Source organism: Pigmentiphaga litoralis (assembly GCF_013408655.1).
Lineage (GTDB): Bacteria > Pseudomonadota > Gammaproteobacteria > Burkholderiales > Burkholderiaceae_B > Pigmentiphaga > Pigmentiphaga litoralis_A.
The window spans coordinates 947940-963316 of sequence record NZ_JACCBP010000001.1 but is presented as its reverse complement, the minus strand read 5'-3'; the positions used below and the strand labels follow the sequence as shown (position 1 = coordinate 963316).

At 65.7% G+C, this 15377-nt stretch carries 14 protein-coding genes; 12 read left to right on the top strand and 2 right to left on the bottom strand.

The window, feature by feature from the left end:
- Positions 1-480 precede the first annotated feature (480 nt).
- The 12 genes from HD883_RS04210 (at position 481) to HD883_RS04150 (ending at position 13443) form a co-directional block, all read left to right on the top strand.
- Complete coding sequence (locus tag HD883_RS04210; protein ID WP_179587685.1) at positions 481-3381, top strand: monovalent cation/H+ antiporter subunit A; 2901 nt, start codon at positions 481-483, stop codon at positions 3379-3381.
- The gene (locus HD883_RS04205) at positions 3381-3722 is read left to right on the top strand and encodes a Na+/H+ antiporter subunit C (RefSeq protein WP_179587686.1); all 342 of its coding nucleotides are present in this window, start codon (positions 3381-3383) and stop codon (positions 3720-3722) included. Before HD883_RS04210 ends, HD883_RS04205 begins: the two co-directional genes overlap by 1 nt.
- Entirely contained in the window at positions 3722-5395 is a 1674-nt protein-coding gene (locus HD883_RS04200; RefSeq protein WP_218863481.1) for a monovalent cation/H+ antiporter subunit D, read from the top strand. The genes HD883_RS04205 and HD883_RS04200 overlap by 1 nt, the downstream gene beginning before the upstream one ends.
- Entirely contained in the window at positions 5392-5883 is a 492-nt protein-coding gene (locus tag HD883_RS04195; protein WP_218863247.1) for a Na+/H+ antiporter subunit E, read from the top strand. Before HD883_RS04200 ends, HD883_RS04195 begins: the two co-directional genes overlap by 4 nt.
- The gene (locus tag HD883_RS04190) at positions 5880-6158 is read left to right on the top strand and encodes a K+/H+ antiporter subunit F (RefSeq protein ID WP_373563420.1); all 279 of its coding nucleotides are present in this window, start codon (positions 5880-5882) and stop codon (positions 6156-6158) included. Before HD883_RS04195 ends, HD883_RS04190 begins: the two co-directional genes overlap by 4 nt.
- Positions 6155-6550: a monovalent cation/H(+) antiporter subunit G gene (mnhG, locus tag HD883_RS04185; protein ID WP_179587688.1), complete on the top strand. Its 396-nt coding sequence runs from the start codon at positions 6155-6157 to the stop codon at positions 6548-6550. Before HD883_RS04190 ends, mnhG begins: the two co-directional genes overlap by 4 nt.
- 215 nt (positions 6551-6765) lie before the next feature.
- A complete protein-coding gene (locus tag HD883_RS04180) occupies positions 6766-7383 on the top strand; it encodes a CDP-alcohol phosphatidyltransferase family protein (protein WP_444964356.1) in 618 nt (205 codons plus the stop codon).
- Positions 7384-7392: 9 nt separating this feature from the next.
- Positions 7393-9153, top strand: coding sequence for a bifunctional alpha/beta hydrolase/class I SAM-dependent methyltransferase (locus tag HD883_RS04175; RefSeq protein WP_179587690.1), 1761 nt, complete (start codon positions 7393-7395; stop codon positions 9151-9153).
- Positions 9150-11048, top strand: coding sequence for a dual specificity protein phosphatase family protein (locus tag HD883_RS27455; protein ID WP_218863249.1), 1899 nt, complete (start codon positions 9150-9152; stop codon positions 11046-11048). The genes HD883_RS04175 and HD883_RS27455 overlap by 4 nt, the downstream gene beginning before the upstream one ends.
- Complete coding sequence (locus HD883_RS04160; RefSeq protein WP_179587691.1) at positions 11038-11649, top strand: hypothetical protein; 612 nt, start codon at positions 11038-11040, stop codon at positions 11647-11649. Before HD883_RS27455 ends, HD883_RS04160 begins: the two co-directional genes overlap by 11 nt.
- Before the next feature lie 155 nt (positions 11650-11804).
- Positions 11805-12425: a lysophospholipid acyltransferase family protein gene (locus tag HD883_RS04155; RefSeq protein ID WP_179587692.1), complete on the top strand. Its 621-nt coding sequence runs from the start codon at positions 11805-11807 to the stop codon at positions 12423-12425.
- A gap of 73 nt (positions 12426-12498) precedes the next feature.
- Positions 12499-13443 carry a phosphatidate cytidylyltransferase gene (locus HD883_RS04150; protein WP_257021990.1) on the top strand — a complete coding sequence of 315 codons (945 nt, stop codon included), beginning with the start codon at positions 12499-12501 and terminating at the stop codon, positions 13441-13443.
- Positions 13444-13531: 88 nt separating this feature from the next.
- Here the strand turns inward: HD883_RS04150 and HD883_RS04145 are convergent, their stop codons facing one another.
- Complete coding sequence (locus HD883_RS04145; RefSeq protein ID WP_179587693.1) at positions 13532-14593, bottom strand: LD-carboxypeptidase; 1062 nt, start codon at positions 14591-14593, stop codon at positions 13532-13534.
- 152 nt (positions 14594-14745) lie between these two features.
- Positions 14746-15330, bottom strand: a complete 585-nt coding sequence (tadA, locus tag HD883_RS04140) for a tRNA adenosine(34) deaminase TadA (RefSeq protein ID WP_373563419.1) — start codon at positions 15328-15330, stop codon at positions 14746-14748.
- Positions 15331-15377: the final 47 nt, after the last annotated feature.

Sequence of the window (15377 nt, the reverse complement as noted above, 5' to 3'; positions counted from 1 at the left end):
TCAGAAGGGGGTGCCGGTGCAAGGCGCGCGATGGCGCGGCGTGCGGCGATCGATCAACCCGGTAGTGTATCAAGGCTTGGCACGCGAGGATAGGCAAGGCCGGCGCCGCGTCGGATCAATTCGCGTTGGCGAAGCGTTTTCGCGACAACTTGTCAGAAGATTGAATCAAGTAGCGGCGGATCCGTGCGTGTTGCGCGCAGAAGACCAGGCTGTTTTTGTCACATTTTCTTGCGCCGCCCGGCAAGAATGACACACGGGTTTGTTACCATTGGGCAGTGGCAGTACCCCGGAGGCCGCGCTCCGGGTGCCGCCCGCGCTCCGCCGTGTCGTGCTTGCCTTCGTGTCTGCCCCATACGCCCGTCCCTCGCCGCCGCTTCCCCGCGCGACGAGCACGGTGCTGCGTCGGGCCCGTGCGGGCGACGCGCGGCGGGCTCGCCGCACTTCCGTCAATTCACAATTACAAAGAGCGAAGCACGCTACATGTCGCTATTGACCCTTGTCATCCTTCCCTTCATCGGCAGTGTTCTGGCGGGCCTTCTGCCCGCCAATGCCCGCAATCGGGAAGCCTGGCTTGCCGGCTTGATCGCTTTGATCGGCACCATCCAGGTGGCGATGTTCTACCCCGACGTCTCTTACGGCGGCATCGTCCGCTATGAAGCCGAATGGCTCCCTACCCTTGGCCTGAACTTCTCGCTGCGGATGGACGGCCTGGCGTGGGTCTTCTGTCTGATGATCCTGGCGATCGGCCTGCTGGTGGTGCTGTATGCGCGCTACTACATGTCGCCCGAAGACCCGGTGCCGCGCTTCTTTTCCTTTTTCCTGGCCTTCATGGGGTCCATGCTCGGCATCGTGCTGTCGGGCAACCTGATCCAGCTGGCGCTGTTCTGGGAACTGACCAGCCTGGTGTCCTTCCTGCTGATCGGGTATTGGCACCACCGCGCGGACGCCAGACGGGGCGCGCGCATGGCGCTGACGGTCACGGCGGCGGGCGGCCTGTGCCTGTTCGCGGGCATTCTGGTGCTGGGCCACGTGGTCGGCAGCTACGACCTGGACGTGGTGCTGGCGTCGGGCGACCTGATCCGCTCGCATCCCTCGTACACCGTTGCGCTGGCCCTGATCGCGGTTGGCGCGCTGACCAAAAGCGCGCAGTTTCCTTTCCATTTCTGGCTGCCGCACGCCATGGCCGCGCCCACCCCGGTGTCGGCCTACCTGCATTCGGCGACGATGGTGAAGGCCGGCGTGTTTATCCTGGTCCGGCTCTGGCCGGTGCTGGCGGGCACCGATGAATGGTTCTGGATTATCGGCGGCGCGGGTCTGTGCACGCTACTGCTGGGTGCGTACGCCGCCATCTTCCAGCAGGACCTGAAAGGCCTGCTGGCGTATTCCACGATCAGCCACCTGGGCCTGATCACGCTGCTGCTGGGCCTGGGCAGTCCGCTGGCCACGGTGGCGGCGATCTTCCACATCATGAACCACGCGACCTTCAAGGCGTCGCTGTTCATGGCGGCGGGGATCATCGACCATGAAAGCGGCACGCGCGACATCCGCAAGCTCAGCGGCCTGTACCGCCTGATGCCGGTCACGGCAACGCTGGCCATGGTGGCCAGCGCGGCCATGGCGGGCGTGCCCCTGCTGAACGGCTTCATCTCGAAAGAAATGTTCTTTACCGAAGCCGTGGTGGTGGGCGACGCCATCGGCATGAAGTACGCGCTGCCGATCGCGGCGACAGTGGCCGGCGCGTTCAGCGTGGCGTATTCCCTGCGCTTCATGCATGACGTCTTTTTCGGTCCCCCGCCCAAGGATCTGCCACGCACGCCACACGAGCCGCCCCGCTGGATGCGCTTTCCGGCCGAACTGCTGGCGTTTGCCTGCCTGCTGGTTGGCATCATCCCGAGCTATACCATCGCCCCTTTCCTGGCGACTGCCGCGCGCGCCGTACTGGGGGACGAAGTGCCCCATTACAGCCTGGCGATATGGCACGGGTTCAACCTGCCGCTGGTCATGAGCTTTGTTGCGCTGGGCGGCGGCGCCCTGCTCTACATGACGCTGCAAAAGACCCTGCGCCTGAGCACCGTGGAACGCCTGCCCCTGCTGTACCGCCTGAGCGGCAAGCGCAGTTTTGACCGTGTCATGGCGCTGTCGACGGCGTTTGCCGAGCGGCTGACCGGCGGCCCGGGCACGCGCGGCCTGCAAACGCAGCTGCTGTGCATCGTGTGCATGGCCTTGCTGGTAGGCACCGTGGCGCTGTACGGCACGGGCGACCTGCGTGGCCCTGTCGCGCCGTCGGCCGTCGATCCGTTGTTCGCGCTCATGTGGATCATCGGCATCGTGTGCGCGGTCGGCGCGGCTTACCAGGCCAAGTATCACCGGCTGGCGGCCCTGACGCTGCTCAGCGGGGCCGGACTGGTCACCTGCGTGACCTTCGCATGGCTGTCCGCGCCCGATCTGGCGCTGACCCAGCTGGCGGTTGAAGTGGTCACGACCATCCTGATCCTGCTGGGCCTGCGCTGGCTGCCCCGCCGGAAAGAACCGAAGGAACTGGGCATCCGCACCCCCATGGGCGCCTGGTTCCACCGGGTGCGCGACTTTGCGATCGCCGTGGCGGCGGGCGGCGGCATGGCGCTGTTGGCCTACGCGATGCTGACGCGTCCGTACCCGGATTCGATCGCCAAGTTCTTCCTGGACAATTCCTTGCCTGGCGGGGGCGGCGGCAACGTCGTCAACGTGTTGCTGGTGGACTTCCGTGGCTTCGATACGCTGGGCGAAATCACGGTGCTGGGCATCGTGGCATTGACCGTGTATGCGCTGCTGCGGCGCTTCCGGCCGGCGCCGGAAAGCATCGCCCTGCCGCATCAGCAGGTCGACCAGGGCAAACGGTCGCCCACGGCGGGCCCGGGCCACGACGCCGCATCCGCCTACCTGGTGGTGCCCGGCGTGATGGTGCGTGCGCTGCTGCCGGTAATCGCCATGTTCGCGATCTATCTGTTCAACCGCGGCCACAACCTGCCGGGCGGCGGCTTTGTGGCGGGCCTGGTCATGTCGGTCGGCCTGATCCTGCAATACATGATGGGCGGCACGACCTGGGTCGAAAGCCACCTGAAACTGAACCCGCAACGCTGGATCGGGCTGGGCCTGCTGTTTGCCGTCATCACGGGCGCGGGCGCCTGGATGTTCGGCTATCCCTTCCTTACGTCCCATTCGGCGCACCCGATCCTGCCCCTGGTGGGTGAAGTGCCGCTGCCCAGTGCTTTCCTGTTCGACCTGGGCGTGTTCACGCTTGTGGTCGGCGCCACGCTGCTGATCCTGACCGCGCTGGCCCACCAATCGATCCGTAGCCATCGCGCGATCCAGCACACGGCAGCCGCCGAAGGGAGCCGTTGATGGAACTCGTCATCAGTATCGCGATCGGGGTCCTGGGCGCATCGGGCGTGTGGCTGCTGCTGCGGCCCCGTACCTTCCAGGTCATCATGGGCCTGTCGCTGATTTCCTATGCCGTCAACCTGTTCATCTTTTCGATGGGCCGGCTGTCGATCAATCAACTGCCCATCATCGGAGGCGATCGCCCCTTGTCCCTGGAGCATTACGCAGACCCCCTGCCCCAGGCGCTCGTCCTGACTGCCATCGTCATCGGTTTTGCCATGACGGCCCTGTTTCTGGTCGTCCTGCTGGCGTCACGCGGCCTGACCGGCACTGACCACGTCGATGGCCGGGAGGTCGAATGATGGGCTTCCTGATGGACCACCTGATCGTCCTGCCTATCGTCCTGCCCATGGCGGTGGGCGCGTTCATGCTGCTGCTGGGCGAACGCCGCACCTGGTTCAAGGCGTCGCTGAACGGCCTGTCCACCCTGGCCATGCTGGCCATTGCGATTGCCCTGCTCCGGCAGGCCGACAACGGCGTGCCGGTGTCGGTTGCGGTCTACCTGCCCGCCAACTGGCAGGCGCCGTTCGGGATCGCCCTGGCGGCGGACCGCCTGTCGGCGCTGATGCTGCTGATCACGTCGGTGCTGGGCCTGGCCTCGCTGATGTTTTCGGTGGCGCGCTGGCAGCGGGCTGGCGTGCATTTCCATTCGCTGTTCCAGTTCCAGCTGATGGGGCTGAATGGCGCATTCCTGACCGCCGACCTGTTCAACCTGTTCGTGTTCTTTGAAGTGCTGCTGGCGGCGTCGTACGGCCTGCTGCTGCACGGGTCGGGGCCGGACCGTGTCAAGGCCGGCCTGCATTACATTGCCATCAACCTGACCGGGTCGATGCTGTTCCTGATTGGCGTCAGCATCATCTATGGCATTACCGGGTCGCTGAACATGGCCGACGTGGCCCTGCGCATCGGCCAGGTCGCCGCCACAGACCGCAGCCTGCTCGAAGTGGGCGCGGCGATTCTGGGCGTGGCCTTCCTGATCAAGGGCGGCGCCTGGCCCATGAACTTCTGGCTGCCGCCGTCCTACGCGGCGGCCAGCCCGCCGGTCGCGGCGGTGTTCTCGATGATGACCAAGGTCGGCATCTATGTGCTGCTGCGCCTGTCGCTGCTGCTGTTCGGCGACAACGCGGGCGACTCGGCCGGCTTCGGGCATGACTGGCTGCTGTACACGGGCCTGGTCACGCTGGGCTTCGGTGGCATCGGCATGCTGGCCGCGCAGAACCTGGGCCGGGTCGCGGGCTACAGCGTGATCATCTCGTCGGGCACCTTGCTGGCTTCGATCGGCTTTGGGCGCGTGGGGGTCACGGGCAGCGCGTTGTTCTACCTGCTCAGCTCCACGCTGGCCCTGGGCGCCTTCTTCCTGCTGATGGAACTGGTCGAACGCAGCCGCACCTTCAGTTCCGACCTGCTGGCGATCACCCGCGAAGCGTTCGGGCTGGACCTGCCGACCGACAACGACGACAACGACCACACCAACGTGGGCGTTGCGATTCCGGCCGCCATGGCTTTTCTGGGGCTCAGTTTCATTGCCTGCACGCTGCTGCTGACCGGCATGCCGCCGCTGTCGGGCTTCATCGCCAAGTTCTCCTTGCTGACCGACGTGTTGAACCCCACGGGGCTGACACCGGATTCGTCCGTCGAGATCACCATGACGGCGTGGGTGATGCTGGCCCTGCTGATCGGCACGGGCCTGACCGGGGTGATCGCGCTGACCCGCACCGGCATCCGCGTGTTCTGGGCGCCGTCGGGCCGCGCCGTGCCGCGGTTGCGGGTGATCGAGACCTTCCCGATCGCCGCGCTGCTGGTCTTGTGCGTGATCATCACACTGCGCGCGGAGCCCGTCATGCGCTATATGGATGCGACCGCGGCGGCGCTGCACGCCCCCGACGACTACATCCGCAGCGTGCTGTCGGCCCGGCAACTGACCGAGTCGGCCACGCAAGCTCCAAGCAAGGTCACCCTGGAGGCCCGTCCATGATCGCGCGCATCCTTCCCTGGCCTTTCATGTCGGCCTTGCTTCTGATCATGTGGCTGCTGCTGAACCAGACGATTGCGTTCGGCCACATCGTGCTCGGCGCCGTGCTGGCGATTGCGCTGCCGCTGCTGACGTCGTCGCTGCGGCCCACCAAGGCGCGGGTGAAGCGGCCCGGCGTGATCATCAAGCTGTTCCTGATCGTGACCTGGGACAGCCTCCTGTCCAACATCGCCGTGGCGCGCATCGTCCTGGGCAGCAAGAAAGCCCGCGACAACTCGGGCTTCATCAAGGTGCCGCTGGACCTGCGGGACCCCTACGGCCTGTCCACGCTGGCCGTGATCCTGACCGCGGTGCCCGGCACGGTGTGGAGCGAGTTTTCGGAAGATGGGGACATCCTGACCGTGCACGTGCTGGACCTGACCGACGAAACAACGTCGATCCGGACCATCAAGGACCGCTACGAAAAACCGCTGATGGAGATTTTTGAATAATGTCGCTTCTTTCCATCGCGACCCTGTTCGCGTCGGCCTGCTTCTGCATCGCGATGCTTTTGGCCATGCTGCGCGTGCTGCGCGGCCCGGCGGCGCAAGATCGCGTGCTCGCCCTCGATACGCTCTACATCAACGCCATGCTGTTGCTGCTGGTGCTGAGCATCCGTTTTGCCAACACCCTGTATTTCGAGGCTGCCCTGTTCATCGCGCTGCTGGGCTTTGTCAGTTCGGTGGCCATGGCCAAATTCCTGCTTCGCGGCGAGGTGATCGAATGACGGTGGCGCATCAACTGCCCTTCTGGGCGGAAATCATCGTCTCGCTGCTGCTGGTGATTTCAGGGGTGGTGACGCTGATCGGCACCCTGGGCCTCTGGCGCTTTCGCAACTTCTATCAGCGCATGCACGGCCCGACCATGGGAAGCTCGCTGGGCCTCGGCACGATCCTGCTCGCGTCCATCATCGCTTTCAGCCTGCAGGAAGAACGGCCGGTCCTTCATGAAGTGCTGGCCTGGGTGTTCCTGACGCTTACCATTCCCGTGACCACCATGATGCTGGCGCGTGCCGCGCTGTACCGTCACCGCCGCGAAGGCAAGAACGTGCCGACCCGTCACAAGCCGGACGATGACGACGCGAACGAGATTCGCCCCACGCACGACGAAGAAAGCTGACGTACGACGCCGTACGCAGCACACTGCCTGCAGAAGCGGCGGCCCCTCGCGGGCCCCGCAGGCAGTCCCCAAGGCAGATTTGCTTACAAACCGGCTGAGCCACGGATAACCGCAGGTTAAACACTGCGGCGACAATACGCACCAGTCAAAAGGCAGATAGGTTTGGGTGATAATCGGCCTGTCGCCATCCACAACAACAACAGTCTGGCCACATGATTTCCATCTATCAGCTCAAGCCGCGCTTCCAGGCCCTGCTCCGGCCGCGTGTCGTCCAGTTGCACGCGCGGGGCGTCACGGCCAATCAGGTCACCGTGTTCGCCGCGGTGGTGTCCGTCCTGTTGGGGCTGTTCCTGGCCTTCCAGGCCAATCACCCCTGGCTGTTCCTTCTGGTTCCCGTCTGGATGTTTGCCCGGATGGCGCTCAACGCCATCGACGGGATGCTGGCGCGTGAATTCGGCCAGCAGTCCCGTCTGGGCGCCTATCTGAACGAGCTGTGCGACGTGGTGGCCGATGCCGCCTTGTACCTGCCCTTTGCAGCGCTGTTTGGCGTGGCCACCGGCTGGGTGATCCTGGTGGTGCTGCTGGCCACGATCAGCGAATACGCGGGCGTGCTCGGGCTGATGGTCGGCGCGACCCGGCGCTACGACGGCCCCATGGGCAAGAGCGACCGCGCCTTCTGCTTTGGCGTGCTGGGCCTGGCGGCGGCGATCGGCGTGCCGGCCTTCCTGCTCAATCTGCTGTTGATCGTCGTGGCTGTCCTGCTGGTGGTCACGATCTACAACCGGGTGCACCGCGGACTTGTCGAAGCGGCGGCCCTTACTCCCACCGAATAGGAACGTCGCATGCGTGCCGGCCAGTCCCTTACCTTTACGACCCACGACCAGCAGACCCTGTTCTATCGCCATTGGCCCGCCCAGGTTGAAACCGCCGGCGTGCCGCGCCGCGCCCTGATCCTGTTCCACCGTGGCCACGAGCATTCAGGCCGGATCGGGCACATTGCGGACGAGATCGATCTGCCCGGCTACGACGTGTTTGCGTGGGACGCACGCGGTCATGGCGAGTCGCCCGGTGAACGCGGCGACAGCCCCAGCGTCGGCACCAGCGTGCGCGACATCAATACCTTTGTGCAGCACCTGTGCCGCACGCATGACATCGCGATCGGCAACATGGCGGTGATCGCGCAAAGCGTGGGCGCCGTGCTGGCCGCCGCCTGGGTGCACGATTACGCGCCCAAGATCCGGGCGCTGGTGCTGGCGTCACCGGCATTCAAGGTCAAGCTGTACGTGCCGTTCGCGCTGCCTGGACTGCGGCTGATGCGCCGGTTTCGCGGCAACTTCTTTGTGAACAGCTACGTCAAGGCCAAGTTCCTGACCCACGACCCGGCGCGCATCGCGTCGTATGACAGCGATCCGCTGATCACCAAGGCGATCTCCGTCAACGTGCTGTTGGGACTGTACGAGACTGCCGAACGTGTCGTGGCCGATGCGCAGGCCATCCAGGTGCCGACCCAGGTGCTGGTGTCGGGGTCGGACTTCGTGGTGCACCGCGGGCCGCAGCAGCGTTTCTTTGATCGCCTGAGCCATCCGCGCAAGGAACTGCACATCCTGCCCGGCTTCTTTCACGACACGCTGGGCGAGCGGGACCGCGCGATTCCGATCGGCCGCGCCCGCCGCTTCATTCAGCAGCAGTTCGATCAGCCCCTGCAGCGATTGAGCCTGCTCAATGCAGACCGGGTCGGGCCGTCCTGCGCCGAAGCGGAAAGCCTGGCGACACCGCTGCCGCCGAATTCTCTACGCGGCCTGTACTGGCGCTTTACCCGGGCCAGCCTGGGCTTTGGGCGGCACTGGTCCACCGGCATCAAGCTGGGACACGATACCGGCTTCGATTCGGGGAGCACCCTGGATTATGTCTACCGCAACCAGCCCGCCGGCAAGACGCCGATCGGCCGGATGATGGACAAGAACTATCTGGAATCGATTGGCTGGCGCGGTATCCGCCAACGCAAGCTGCATGTGGAAGAACTGCTGCGGCTGGCCATGGCGCGGCTGCGCGCGCAAGACCGGCCGGTGCGGATCGTCGATATCGCCGCGGGGCACGGCCGTTATGTGCTGGACGCCTTGACCACGCGCGGCCCGCTGCCCGAGTCCATCCTGCTGCGGGACTACAGCGACATCAACGTGCGCGATGGCCGCGCGCTGATCGACGAACGGGACCTGGCCGACATTGCCCGGTTCGAGCGTGCCGATGCGTTCGACCGGCCCAGTCTGGCCGCCATCGATCCCCGCCCTACCGTGGGAATCGTGTCGGGCTTGTACGAACTGTTTGGCGACAACCGGATGGTGTCGCAATCGCTTGCGGGCCTGGCCGATGCCATCGAACCCGGCGGCTACCTGGTCTACACCGGCCAACCGTGGCATCCGCAGCTGGAACTGATCGCGCGCGCCCTGACCAGCCACCGTGACGGCACGGCGTGGGTCATGCGCCGGCGCAGCCAGGACGAAATGGACCAGCTGGTCGAAGCCGCAGGGTTCCGGAAGGTGGAACAGCGGATCGACGAATGGGGCATCTTTACGGTGTGCCTGGCGCAGCGCGTGGGCGGATGACCACCGCCCTGCCCGCAGGCGCAGGCGCGCCCGACGCGTTGCTGCAACGCCCGCGTGGGCTCTGGAAGCGAGCGGTGCTGTGGCTATTGCTGCTGGCGCCGCTTTTTTTTGGCACCTATGGCTTTGCCACGTGGGCGACCGCGCAGCGTGCAGAGGTGGGCAGCGTCGTGTTTGGATGGGAACATCTGATTCCCTTGTGGCCGTGGACGATCGTTCCCTATTGGTCGATCGATTTGCTCTACGGATTGTCCTTGCTGGCGTGCGCGACCAAGCGTGAACTGGATACCCATGGCCGCCGGCTGCTGACCGCGCAGGCGATTGCGGTGACGTGCTTCCTGCTGTTTCCGCTGCGGTTCAGTGTGGACCGGCCCGCGCAAGACGGCGTGTTCGGATGGATGTTTGACGTGTTGATGGGCTTCGACAAGCCCTTCAACCAGGCGCCGTCCTTGCACATCACGCTGCTGGTGGTGCTGTGGGTGTGCTTCGCGGCGCATTCGCGGGGCATCTGGAAGCTGCTGGTGCATGGGTGGTTCGCGTTGATCGGACTGTCGGTGCTGACAACGTGGCAGCATCATTTTGTGGATCTGCCGACTGGTGTGCTGGCCGGATGGCTGTGTGTGTGGCTGTGGCCGGATCAGGGGCCGAGTCCGTTGGCGCGCGGTCGTGGGACGAAGGTTCTGCGAGCAGGTCCCGGGTGGCGTGGTTTGCCAGCGGATCAAGGCCGGAGTTTGCTGCGGTCGGGTCATGGGCCTGAGGCTGCTGGCGAGGCAGGTTTGGGTGCGAGCAAGGCCGCTCTGGGTGCGGGCGCGGCCCCTTTTGGTGCTGGCGAGGCGCCTTTTGCTACGGGCGATGCCCCTCGGGCTGCGGCCCAGGCGCGGCGACTGGCGTGGCGGTATCTGGCGGGCGCGGTGGTGTTTGCGGTGCTGGCTTGCCTGGGCGGCACGGCACTGTGGTTGGCGTGGCCTGCGTTGTCGCTGGGTTTGGTCGCGTTGAACTACGCGTGGCTCGGCCCGGCCGGATTCCAGAAGCGGGCCGATGGCACCCTGAGTCCGGCGGCGCGGTGGCTGTTCGCGCCGTACCTGTTGGCGGCGCGGATCAACGCGGCATGGTGGACGCGGCGGCATCCGCACGCGGATGCAGTGGCCGATGGTGTGTGGCTGGGGCCATTACGGGCGTGGAAAGCCGGGGCGTCGGAAGAATACGCAACGGATCGGGTTGCAGCGGACGCCTACGCAGCAGTTGAATACGCAGCGAATCAATCCGCAACGGATCGGGATGCAACGCATGAATACGCAGCGAATGAATACGCGGCGGATCAATACGCAACGGATCAACCCGCAACGGATGGGGATGCAGCGCATGAAGATGCAACGGATCGGGATGCAGCGAACCGTGACGCAGCGACCCCTGAATCTGCGGGCCTTCTCCCGAACACAGCGGCACGCAATGCACTGCCCACGTCGAACGCTCCGATGTTTGCCGGACTGATCGACATGACGGCTGAAATCGGTGCCGATCCTGCGGGTCGTGCGTATGCCACCTTCCCGGTTATGGACCTGACCGTCCCCAGTGTCCTGGCCTGCCAGGCGGCCGCGGACGCCATCGAACAGATGCGGCAGCGTGGCCTGGTGCTGGTTGCCTGTGCACTGGGCTATTCACGCAGCGCCACGGCGGTGGCGGCATGGCTGTTGTCGACGGGCCGCGCCACGTCGGTGGACGATGCCATCGCGCAGTTGCAGCGTGCCCGCCCGCAGATCGTGTTGACGGCGGCGCACCGCGCGGTGCTCGATGCCGTCAAGGATGCCGGGCTGCACACCTCAGCGCCGTCAGCTGCGCCTTTCTGTTCACCTCCCCTCCCACCGCCTCTTCCACCGGAAACGCCCCATGCCGTCTGACCTCGGCCTGCTCACCCTGGCCAGCGTGCTGCGACGCGGACGGCAGCTGGATCATCTGTCGTCGTCGATCACGATCATCGCCCTGGCCTGGGGGCTGCTGCAATGGCCGATGGGCTTCGGCACGCGGGTGGGCAGCGCGTTGGCGACGTTGCTGGTGCTGGTGGGTGTGCTGCAAAAGATCTGGGCGATGCGGGTGGCGCTGGACGCCGATCTGTTTGATGCGCTGGGGCGTGGGGACGCCGACGGCGACGCAAGCGACCCGCGCAGCGGTGCCGAGCGGCGTGGTGACGGGGCTTCTGGTGACGGGGCTTGTGGTGACGGGGCTTCTGGCGACGCGGCTTCTGGCGACGGCGACCTTGAGAAGACCAGGCAGGCGAGCGCGTCGTCGCTCAGCGCGCGGCTTGCCACCCGCCTGGCCGCCATGGACGCCATGCTGGTCGGCACCGGCTTGATGCCTGCGCGCCTGGCTGGCCGGCCGCTGGCGCCGCGCACCCACGGGGCCTTGCGTCTGCTGGTCGTCCAGGCGGCAATTGTGGGATTCCAGGTGGCGTTGACGCTCAGCAGCCTGCTGGCCATGCCCTGGCTGTTTCCTGCGTATTGATAGCGGCAGCCCCAGCCATGACGTCGACGCCAGACAACACGCCCCCACGTATCACGCCCCCACCTGTCACGCCCCCACCTGTCACGCCCCCACACGCCGCCGGCCCGTTCGATCCCGATCCCCGCATTCCCCCTCGCCCCCCGAAGGACTCCAGCATGTTTGCGCCCGTTGCCGCTCTTGCCATCACCGCCGGCGCTCGCGCCTTGACTGGCGCGCGTGCCTTGTGGCTGGGCTGCGCGCCGCAGCCGGTGCAGCGCATCTACTTTGCCAATCACAGCAGCCATGCCGACTTCGTGTTGTTGTGGTCGTCGCTGCCGCCGGCGTTGCGGGCTCGCACCCGGCCCGTGGCGGGCGCGGACTATTGGCACACCAGCGCCACCCGCCGCTATCTGATCCACAAGGTCTTTAATGGCGTACTGGTTGAACGCCAGCGCAGCGACCCGTCGGCCAACCCGTTGCAACCGATGCTGGACGCGCTGGACGCAGGCGATTCCTTGATCCTGTTTCCGGAGGGTACCCGCAACATGGAAGAAGGCCTGCTGCCGTTCAAGAGCGGCATCTATCGGCTGGGCCTGGAACGGCCGGCAGTGGAGCTGATTCCGGTGTGGATCTCTAACCTGAAGCGGGTGATGCCCAAGGGTAGCGTGATCCCCCTGCCGCTGCTGTGCACCTTGAGTTTTGGCGCGCCGCTGCACGTGGCGGAGGGCGAATCCAAAGAAGATTTTCTGGAACGCGCCCGCAGTGCCTTGCTGTCGCTGTCGACGGAGCAGGTGTGATGACGACTTTGTCTTGCAGCCCTGGCCCTCGCACCACCCTCTTCTGCACCTCGCTTCCCGTCGCGAGAACCCCATGGGCGATCTGATGCACGACCATACCTTCCTGCTGTTCGCCGGCATTGGCGCCGTGCTGGCGTTTGCCTCGCTCGTCGGCTTCCTGCTGAAGTGGCGCGCGGGCCCCGGACCGCATTCGGTCATCGACAACCTGAACTCGCGGATCAATGCCTGGTGGGTGATGGTGCTGGTGATCGGCCTGGCCTTCCTGCTTGGGCGCTGGGCCGTCATTTTGCTGTTCTATGCGGTGTCGTTCTATGCGCTACGCGAATTCATCACCCTGGCCCCCACGCGGCGCGGCGATTACCCGGCGCTGGTGGCGGCGTTCTATCTTGCGCTGCCGCTGCAGTACATCCTGATCGGCATGAACTGGTATGGCATGTTCGCCATCTTCATTCCGGTCTATACGTTTCTGCTGCTGCCGATTTTGTCGACCCTGCATGGCGATGCCACCCGGTTCCTGGAACGCGCGTCCACGGTGCAGTGGGGCCTGATGATTGCGGTGTTCTGCATTTCCCATGTGCCTGCCCTGCTGACGCTGGACATTCCTGGCTACGCCGACCGCAATCTGCTGCTGATCGCCTATCTGGTGATCGTGGTGCAGTCGTCGGACGTGCTGCAGTATGTGTGCGGCAAGCTGGTCGGCAAACGCAAGATCGCGCCGCACCTGTCGCCATCCAAGACACTGGAAGGCTTTGTAGGCGGGCTGGCGCTTGCGTCCTTGCTGGGCGCGGCGTTGTACTGGATCACGCCGTTCAATCCCTGGCAGTCCGGGCTGATCGCGCTGCTGCTGAATCTGCTGGGATTCTTTGGCGGGCTGGTGATGTCGGCGATCAAACGCGATCGCGGCGTGAAGGACTGGGGCCACATGATCGAAGGCCACGGCGGCATGCTGGACCGCCTGGATTCGGTGTGCTTTGCGGCCCCGATCTTTTTCAATGTGGTGCGTTACTGGTGGACCTGAGGCCGACTGGCTGGGCGTGACGGCGTTGGCGGAACGCGGGCAAGATGTGCCCGCGGCCGCGGCCGCGGACTAGCGGGCGATAGTGGTGTCAGGCATGGTCGTGGTCGTGGCCGTGGCCGTGGTCGTGATCATGGTCATGGTCATGGTCATGCTCACCGTGGTCATGATCATGACCTGCATGATTCCGCTCATGCGCCTCGAACACCAGATGCGCCATGCCGTCTTCGGTCGCGATGCCGACCCGTTCGCCCACCGGGAGCGTCGCCTTGGTCTTGACGTGGCCAAACGGCAAATCCGTTACCACCGGCACCTTCACTTCACGGCGCAGCCACGCATGGACCGACGCCATGTCGTACCCGCCATCCAGCGGCGATAGTTTGTAGTCGGTAAAGCTGCCTAGCACGATGGCTTTCTGTTTGGCCAGCACGCCCGCCTGGTGCAGTTGCAGCAGCATGCGTTCGACTCGATAGGGGTGTTCGTTGACGTCTTCCAGGAACAGCACGCCGCCCTTGATCTTGGGCAGGTAGGGCGTGCCGATCAGGGACACCAGCATGGCCAGGTTGCCGCCCCACAGTACCCCGCGGGCATCGACCGGGTCTGCATCCGGGCTGTCGAAGCTCAGCACTTCCAGCTCGCCGCGCAGCGTCTCGCCAAACAGGGCCGCGGTCAGGTCGTCGACGCGCTTGCCGCCAAAGTCGAACACGGCCATCGGGCCTGCATAGCTGACTGCGCCGGTCTTGGCGAGCAGGGCCAGTTGAAAAGCAGTGAAATCGCTGTGGCCGATGAAGGTCTTGCCGCTGTCGGCCATGGCCTTCCAGTCGATGCGGTCCAGCAGCCGCGACATGCCGTAGCCGCCGCGGGTCGCCATCACGAACTGCGACTTTTGCGTGGCGGCACGCTGCAAGGCAGCCAGGCGCTGCGCATCGGTGCCCGCGAATCGTTCGTGGCGCAACGACGCGCCTCGATCCATCGATACCTTGAAGCCTTCGGCGGACAAATGGGTTTTGGCCCGCACCAGGGTCTCGGGATCCAGCACCGCACCCGACGGCGACACCAGGTAGATGCCGGGCCGGGCGGGCGCGCGGCGGCGCGGGGTGGGCGCAGCAGCGGCGTTGGCGTCGGGGGCGTCGCAGATCGGGCAGGCAGGCATGAACGGGGAATCCAAAGCAAAAAAGGCAGCCGCATTGTCGCCCGGAACGCCGGCGCGGCCAAACGCGCGAAGGGGTGCGCGCCAGTGAACGGCCGGGGACCGACACCCGCGAACGCGCGGCCGACGCAAGACCGGGTCGGCGCCATCCGTCCTTACGCAGCCGGGTCAGTCGCCTCGCCATCCGTCAACGCATCGGGCACGACCTGCGGCCCTGCCCCGGCCCCTTCCCGTTCCGCCAGTCTCCTTGCCTTTACCGCATCCCGCCTTGCCCGGAAGAAGGCCCGCAGCAGGTCCGCGCATTCCGCGGCCAGCACGCCGCCTTCCACCACGGTCTGGTGATTCAGCTGCGCCACCGCCGGCAGGTCGATCGTGCCGCCACACACCCCTGTCTTGGGATCCGGCGCGCCAAACACCACGCGCGCCAGCCGGGTATGCAGCATGGCGCCCATGCACATCGCGCACGGTTCCAGCGTCACGTACAAAGTGGCGCCGGGCAGCCGGTAATTGCCGACCGCGGTGCACGCGGTGCGCAAGGCAACGATCTCGGCATGGGCCGTGGGGTCGCTGTTGCCGATCGGGCGGTTGGATCCTTCACCCAGCACCCGGCCATCCGCAGCCACCAGCACGGCGCCCACCGGCACTTCGCCCCGGTCCCACGCCTGCCGGGCCAGCACCAGCGCCCGCGCCATGTGATGGCGATCCACGGCGGCGTGATCAACTGGCAAGGCGCCTGGCAGGCCGCCCGGGTGGCCGCCTGCAGGGCCACCTGCAAGGCCGCCCGCGT

Bases quoted from the DNA above. Each gene is read 5' to 3' on its own strand.
- HD883_RS04145 (WP_179587693.1), bottom strand. From the start codon at position 14,593: ATGCCTGCCTGCCCGATCTGCGACGCCCCCGACGCCAACGCCGCTGCT.
- HD883_RS04195 (WP_218863247.1), top strand. From the start codon at position 5,392: ATGATCGCGCGCATCCTTCCCTGGCCTTTCATGTCGGCCTTGCTTCTG.
- HD883_RS04210 (WP_179587685.1), top strand. From the start codon at position 481: ATGTCGCTATTGACCCTTGTCATCCTTCCCTTCATCGGCAGTGTTCTG.
- HD883_RS04200 (WP_218863481.1), top strand. From the start codon at position 3,722: ATGGGCTTCCTGATGGACCACCTGATCGTCCTGCCTATCGTCCTGCCC.
- HD883_RS27455 (WP_218863249.1), top strand. From the start codon at position 9,150: ATGACCACCGCCCTGCCCGCAGGCGCAGGCGCGCCCGACGCGTTGCTG.
- mnhG (WP_179587688.1), top strand. From the start codon at position 6,155: ATGACGGTGGCGCATCAACTGCCCTTCTGGGCGGAAATCATCGTCTCG.
- HD883_RS04160 (WP_179587691.1), top strand. From the start codon at position 11,038: ATGCCGTCTGACCTCGGCCTGCTCACCCTGGCCAGCGTGCTGCGACGC.
- HD883_RS04150 (WP_257021990.1), top strand. From the start codon at position 12,499: ATGGGCGATCTGATGCACGACCATACCTTCCTGCTGTTCGCCGGCATT.
- HD883_RS04205 (WP_179587686.1), top strand. From the start codon at position 3,381: ATGGAACTCGTCATCAGTATCGCGATCGGGGTCCTGGGCGCATCGGGC.
- HD883_RS04155 (WP_179587692.1), top strand. From the start codon at position 11,805: ATGTTTGCGCCCGTTGCCGCTCTTGCCATCACCGCCGGCGCTCGCGCC.
- HD883_RS04175 (WP_179587690.1), top strand. From the start codon at position 7,393: ATGCGTGCCGGCCAGTCCCTTACCTTTACGACCCACGACCAGCAGACC.